Annotated in this window: 6 protein-coding genes; 5 read left to right on the top strand and 1 reads right to left on the bottom strand. The window is 39.6% G+C overall.

The annotated features are described in order from the left end of the window. Window positions 1-136 precede the first annotated feature (136 nt). The 4 genes from ACH8E3_RS16455 to ACH8E3_RS16470 all read left to right on the top strand — a co-directional run bounded on the left by ACH8E3_RS16455 (window position 137) and on the right by ACH8E3_RS16470 (window position 3,598). Window positions 137-889, top strand: a complete 753-nt coding sequence (locus ACH8E3_RS16455) for a DsbA family protein (protein ID WP_458633732.1) — start codon at window positions 137-139, stop codon at window positions 887-889. Between the two features lie 14 nt (window positions 890-903). Beyond that, a complete protein-coding gene (locus tag ACH8E3_RS16460; RefSeq protein ID WP_458633733.1) occupies window positions 904-1,338 on the top strand; it encodes a disulfide oxidoreductase in 435 nt (144 codons plus the stop codon). Window positions 1,339-1,467: 129 nt separating this feature from the next. Beyond that, window positions 1,468-2,049, top strand: a complete 582-nt coding sequence (locus ACH8E3_RS16465; protein WP_458633734.1) for a GNAT family N-acetyltransferase — start codon at window positions 1,468-1,470, stop codon at window positions 2,047-2,049. A 49-nt stretch (window positions 2,050-2,098) separates the two neighbouring features. Beyond that, window positions 2,099-3,598: an MDR family MFS transporter gene (locus ACH8E3_RS16470; protein WP_458633737.1), complete on the top strand. Its 1,500-nt coding sequence runs from the start codon at window positions 2,099-2,101 to the stop codon at window positions 3,596-3,598. A 111-nt stretch (window positions 3,599-3,709) separates the two neighbouring features. Here ACH8E3_RS16470 and ACH8E3_RS16475 read toward each other — a convergent pair whose 3' ends face one another. Next, window positions 3,710-4,177 carry a MarR family winged helix-turn-helix transcriptional regulator gene (locus tag ACH8E3_RS16475; protein ID WP_458633735.1) on the bottom strand — a complete coding sequence of 156 codons (468 nt, stop codon included), beginning with the start codon at window positions 4,175-4,177 and terminating at the stop codon, window positions 3,710-3,712. 189 nt (window positions 4,178-4,366) lie between these two features. Between ACH8E3_RS16475 and ACH8E3_RS16480 the strand changes: the two genes are divergently transcribed. Further along, window positions 4,367-5,635: a methyl-accepting chemotaxis protein gene (locus tag ACH8E3_RS16480; protein WP_458633736.1), complete on the top strand. Its 1,269-nt coding sequence runs from the start codon at window positions 4,367-4,369 to the stop codon at window positions 5,633-5,635. The last annotated feature ends 44 nt before the right edge of the window (window positions 5,636-5,679 follow it).

Here is a 5,679-nt window from a genome sequence, read left to right on the forward strand (position 1 = left end):
GAAAAGGTCTTCCTTTTTCTATTTATCTATTTACACATAATATTTTACGCTCTCTATTAAATAAATGAAATATTGAAGTATACTATCTTTAATGCAATTATTAAACATAAGCGTGTACTTAATAGAGAGGTGTTGAATGAGCTTTATGCAACCAAAAAAGAATGCTAATGCAATCGCTATACGTAAAGCGGAGCGGGAACTACAAAGAAAGCGAGTACGAAGAATCATGTGGATTACGGGTGCAGGCATCATTATTCTTGCCATTGTGCTCCTAGTATTGAATCAGAAGACTGATGACAATACAAGCATGGAACAGGGAGTATCCTTTCCATATGAGAACCTACCCATGATTGGGAAAGCGGATGCACCCGTCAAGATCGTAGAGTTTGGCGATTATAAGTGTCCACCATGTGCCAATTTTGCTCAACAGTTCAAGCCACAACTTATGAAGGATTTCATAGATAAGGGACTCGTATCTTTTTACTTTATGAATTATCTAGTTGTATCTCCGGATAAAGATTCCAACACAGCAGCATTGGCAGCGCAGTCTGTATACCATCAGAGTAAGGAAGAGTTCTGGAAGTATTATCATGCGATCTTTGATAATCAGAAGGATCACGACACCATCTGGGCTACGCCGGAATATCTCGTTGAACTCGCTCGTCAAGAGAATATCGCAGTCGATTATGATCTGCTCGCTTCGGATATTAAGAATAAGACATATCAGGATGAAGTAGATGAACATCAGCAGTTCGCGATAAAGAATAATGTTAGAAGTACACCCACCATATTTATCAATGGACATGAATTCAAGCCTGAACTAGGATTCGACTACAACAACCTTGCACAAGCCATCCGAGATGAAGTAGCACTTCAAAATGCTAAATAAAAGGGGCAAAGTGCATGAAAACAAAAGGGTTTATCGTAACGTATTCCCTATATTTAGCTTGGGTTGTATCCATTGTTGCTACAGTGGGGAGCTTATATTTAAGTGAGATTCTATTATTTGAACCGTGTAGATTGTGTTGGTTCCAAAGAATCCTTATGTATCCATTAGTGATTATGCTAGGAGTAGCGAGCTACAAAGATGATCGAAACGTAATATCATATGCACTTCCTTTAAGCGTGATTGGAGGGAGTATATCTATCTTTCATTATTTGGAGCAAATGCTCCCAGCGTTCTCTAAGATCGCACCATGCACTGTCGGTGTTCCTTGTAATGTTGATTATTTGAACTGGTTCGGTTTCATCACCATTCCTTTACTTGCACTTATTGCATTCATTTTGATTATTGGTCTTATATTCATAGGAAGAGATTATGAAACGCAAGTAGATTAAACATGCCATAGCATAAAGGGTGCGTCAGCTGTAAATAGCTAGGCACCCTTTTTGTTTATATAGTTCTAATCATGTAAATTACATGGTAAAGTAGTTATATTTACAACATGTGCCGGGAGGATCATAGGTATGTATATTTGTAATGGCAATATTCCTACGCTAGTAGGTGAACGAATAGTACTTCGAAGAATGGGATATGATGATGCACAGTCATTATTGGATTGCTGGTCAAAAGAAGAGATTCGAGAGTACTCAGGTACACCTAAGCTATATTCATTAGAGCATGCGGTAGAAATGATACAGTTCCTCAACGATTTGTCAGAATCGGAGAATGGCGTAAGATGGGGCATTGTGGACAAAGGCAGTGGCCAATGGATGGGAAGTTGTGGTTACAATACATGGCAACTAGAAGGAGCATATCGTGGCGAGATCGGCTGTGAGCTATCTAATGAATACTGGGGTCAAGGTTACATGAGTGAAGCAATAGAGCTCCTATTGCATTATGGATTTACTGGGATGGGTTTACATCGTATTGAAGCTTTAGTGGATCCAAGAAATGAACGTGCTTCGAAGATGTTCACTAGGCAACAATTCCAGAAGGAAGGGCTTCTTCGAGATTATCGTCATACGACGGAGGGGTTCCATGATGTATATTTGTTCTCTATCTTACATAGGGATTGGAATGGGAACTACAAGGAGATTGAAGGATAATACTATCGCCTAGAGAAAGGAACTATTATTTGTGAATTCATCTAAACCTATGAAACGAAGTCTTATTTTGACGGGTCTATTACTCTCAACGTTTATGTCAGCGATAGAAGGTACGGTAACGGGACCAGCTGGACCAGCTATCGTAAGTCATTTTGGTGGCATGCAACTGATGAGTTGGATATTTACGGCATATCTTCTAACCATGGCCGTGACCACACCTATTTTTGGGAAAATCAGTGATATCTATGGTCGCAAACCAGTATTTATCATTGGTTCATTGATATTTGTATTGGGCTCCTTATTATGTGGATTTGCTCAGAGCATGGAGCAATTAATTGTATATAGAGCCATTCAAGGGATTGGAGCAGGGGCTATCGTTCCGGTAGCATTTACGATTATTGGGGATATATATGCCTTAGAACAACGTGCCAAGATTCAAGCGTTAATAAGCTCTGTATGGGGAATATCGTCATTAATTGGTCCATTACTAGGAGGTTATTTCGTAGACTACTGGAGCTGGCGTTGGATATTTGTATTTAATGTACCCTTTGGTCTCTTATCCATCTTCTTGATCGCTAGATATTTACCCAAACACGTCATTCGAATGAAGGTTCGAGTTGATGTGGCTGGCGCAGTTACGTTTACGATTGGGGTCACAGCACTATTGTTCTCTATGGCTACAGGTGGACAATATTACGCTTGGGATTCGCCGCTCTTAATCGGATCAATGCTTATCGCATTTGTATTTCTCGTACTATTTCTTGTCGTGGAGAGCAGAGCGGAAGAGCCGATGCTTCCACTCAGACTTTTCCGTATACGTGACATTGCAGTATCTTCTATCGCCAACTTACTGATCGGCGCACTCTTAATTGGACTAACAACGTATACGCCACTATGGATTCAGGGCGTCCTTGGTAAGAATGCAACGTTCTCAGGTCTTGCTCTAGCGCCAATGTCCATTGGTTGGATCATCGGATCCATAGCTGCTGGGAAGATGTTGCTCACAGCGGGTACACGAAAGACAACAATGATTGGTGTAACAGCCATTGTTATCAGTGCCTTGGCAATGGTAATGATGACTGGGGATACACCCAATATCGTGTTGTTGATCATCACTTTTATATATGGAATAGGATTTGGGTACACCTCAACGGTATTCACAATTATTGCTCAATCCTCGGTAGGCTATCATTTAAGAGGTTCTTCTACAGCACTGAATTCGTTCATTCGTACGTTAGGACAAACGATTGGTGTAGCGGCCTTTGGCTCATGGATCAATATAAAGATTGTGGCATCATTAAAGAATACATCTGGAACAGAAGGAATGAACCAAGATGATATTAACAAGTTACTTACTCCGCAGGAAGGGAATGAGTTCACAGATTCGTTGTGGAACAGTATGCGTGGCGTATTGGAAGGGAGTTTGCACTCACTCTTTATTGTGATGGCTGTTATAGCGATCATTAGCATGTTGGTGGTGACAAGGTTCAGAGATACAGTCCCTTCCCCAGCCAATGATGAAGAGGAAATGATAGAATCGGGTGAATAGTGGATTATTGGGTGAACCCTTATTCATCAAGCATATAGCAACCGACACTTATATTTAAGGTAAATAAAAGGAGACAACCCTAGGGGCTTGTCTCCTTTATCATGTGAATCATTATTTGCGAGTAGATGTTGATAATCGTTCTGCTTGAAGACCCATTTTCTTAAGTAGGGCTATCATTTGGCACTTCTCTTCCGAGTTAAGACCGCTTAATGCTCTATGAATTCTTTCTGAGTATTTAGGATACATATCATTCATGAGATGTTCTCCCTCAGCTGTTAACTCAGCAAAGATAACCCGTCGGTCATGCGGGCATGGCTTACGAACAAGGTAACCACGCTCTTCTAATTTATCTATAATATAGGTGACATTTCCACTTTGAAGTAATAACTTTGACCCAATCTGCTGAATGGGTTGAGCTCCCTTATAGAATAGAACTTCCATTACAGCGAAGGCAGTTGAGTTAAAGCCCTCGATTTTACTACCGTTTACGGCATGTTCACTTACACTTTTAAATGATTTGGCAAACACTCGGTATAAATGTAGAGACATTTGAGTATCAACTTCTTTAATCTGGATCATGCTTCTCACCGCCCTTATATTCATAAATGGCTATTTCAATTTATATTAACTTTACTTGAAGAAATCACGAATGAAAATGTGATTTGTCACAGTAATGCCATTCTAGATATAAACGTCATAGAGCACTTAGATGTAATGAACTATAGTAGAATTTATTGGAACCATTATAATTAGAGAGAAGTGATTGGGTTGAAGGAGTTTAAGTACGAGAAAGTAGCAAATGCTGCAGTCATTATGGTGAGTTGGATTATGTTTGTCGTGATATCGGCTGGTTATATTGGTGAGTACATAAAAGATATTCGCAGTTTAGAATACGTGGCAACAGTATTAGGCGGTGGATTCATATCGATTGTGATTGGAAGTGTAATCGCTCGTCATGTATCATTAAGCAAATATACGAGATATTTCACCTTTGGTGGATTCTTCTTCATGTATGCGGCTACTTTAATGACAACACAACTGGATACTTCATTCACATTTGTATTTCCGCTCGCCACCTTGTTCTGTATTTATTTAGATCGGTGGTTCATTTCAATCACAAGTGTTCTCATCACTGTATTGAATGGTGTGTATGTTGTAAGAAAGTGGAGTGCAGTGGACAAGCTTGCGATGGGAGAAGCTGCATATGATAAATTCACAATATCGATGATGCTTCATATTTTTGTGTTATTAATTTTTATTGCAAGTCTATATGCTGTCGTATACATATTTCGCCGTATGAAACTAGTGATGGATCATAAGATCGAAGAATCCAATCATGCTCGAATTATAGAACATAATCTACATATGGAACTAATGACAATTGCGGATGCTCTGGGAGTCAATTCCCAAGAAGTATATGATATTGTCCTTGAACAGTACCAATCTTCGCAGTCAGTATCCATGGCGATTCAAGAGATTAGTCAAGGAGCACAACATAACGCAGATTCGATACAAGAACAGACTACTGTGGTCCAATCTACGCAGAATCAAGTGGAAGTTACATCGACGATCTCTATCCAGATGTTAGAAGAAGCCGATGTGACCGAGCGCAGAGCTACAAATGGTCTTGTTCTGATTGAGCAACTGAAAGGGAAGTCGTCCGAGGCAGAGATCAATACCGTCAATGTTGCTGCGATTATTCATTCCCTGAATATGAAATCTGAACAAATTCAAGCGTTAACGAAGAATATTTCAAGTATAGCTAATCAGACCAATATCTTGTCACTCAATGCTTCCATTGAAGCAGCACAAGCGGGAGATGCAGGAAAAGGATTTAATGTAGTTGCACAGGAAGTGCGTAAGTTAGCTGAGCAGACACAGACATTGTCATCAAGCATACAAGAAATTACCTCATCCTTAACCAGAGATTCACTTCATTCTGTACAAGCTATGGAAAAATTAAAGGAAATTAACGATGAACAATCATCCTTAGTGCAAGAAAGTGGCTTAATGTTCGATTCCATTAAGAGAGCGTAAAATATTATGTGTAAATAGATAAATAGAAAAAGGAAGACCTTTTC

Source organism: Paenibacillus sp. CMAA1364 (genome assembly GCF_054373195.1).

Excerpts from the sequence above, each read along its gene's own strand:
- ACH8E3_RS16475 (WP_458633735.1), bottom strand. The coding sequence starts at position 4,177 with ATGATCCAGATTAAAGAAGTTGATACTCAAATGTCTCTACATTTATAC.
- ACH8E3_RS16455 (WP_458633732.1), top strand. The coding sequence starts at position 137 with ATGAGCTTTATGCAACCAAAAAAGAATGCTAATGCAATCGCTATACGT.
- ACH8E3_RS16465 (WP_458633734.1), top strand. The coding sequence starts at position 1,468 with ATGTATATTTGTAATGGCAATATTCCTACGCTAGTAGGTGAACGAATA.
- ACH8E3_RS16460 (WP_458633733.1), top strand. The coding sequence starts at position 904 with ATGAAAACAAAAGGGTTTATCGTAACGTATTCCCTATATTTAGCTTGG.
- ACH8E3_RS16470 (WP_458633737.1), top strand. The coding sequence starts at position 2,099 with ATGAAACGAAGTCTTATTTTGACGGGTCTATTACTCTCAACGTTTATG.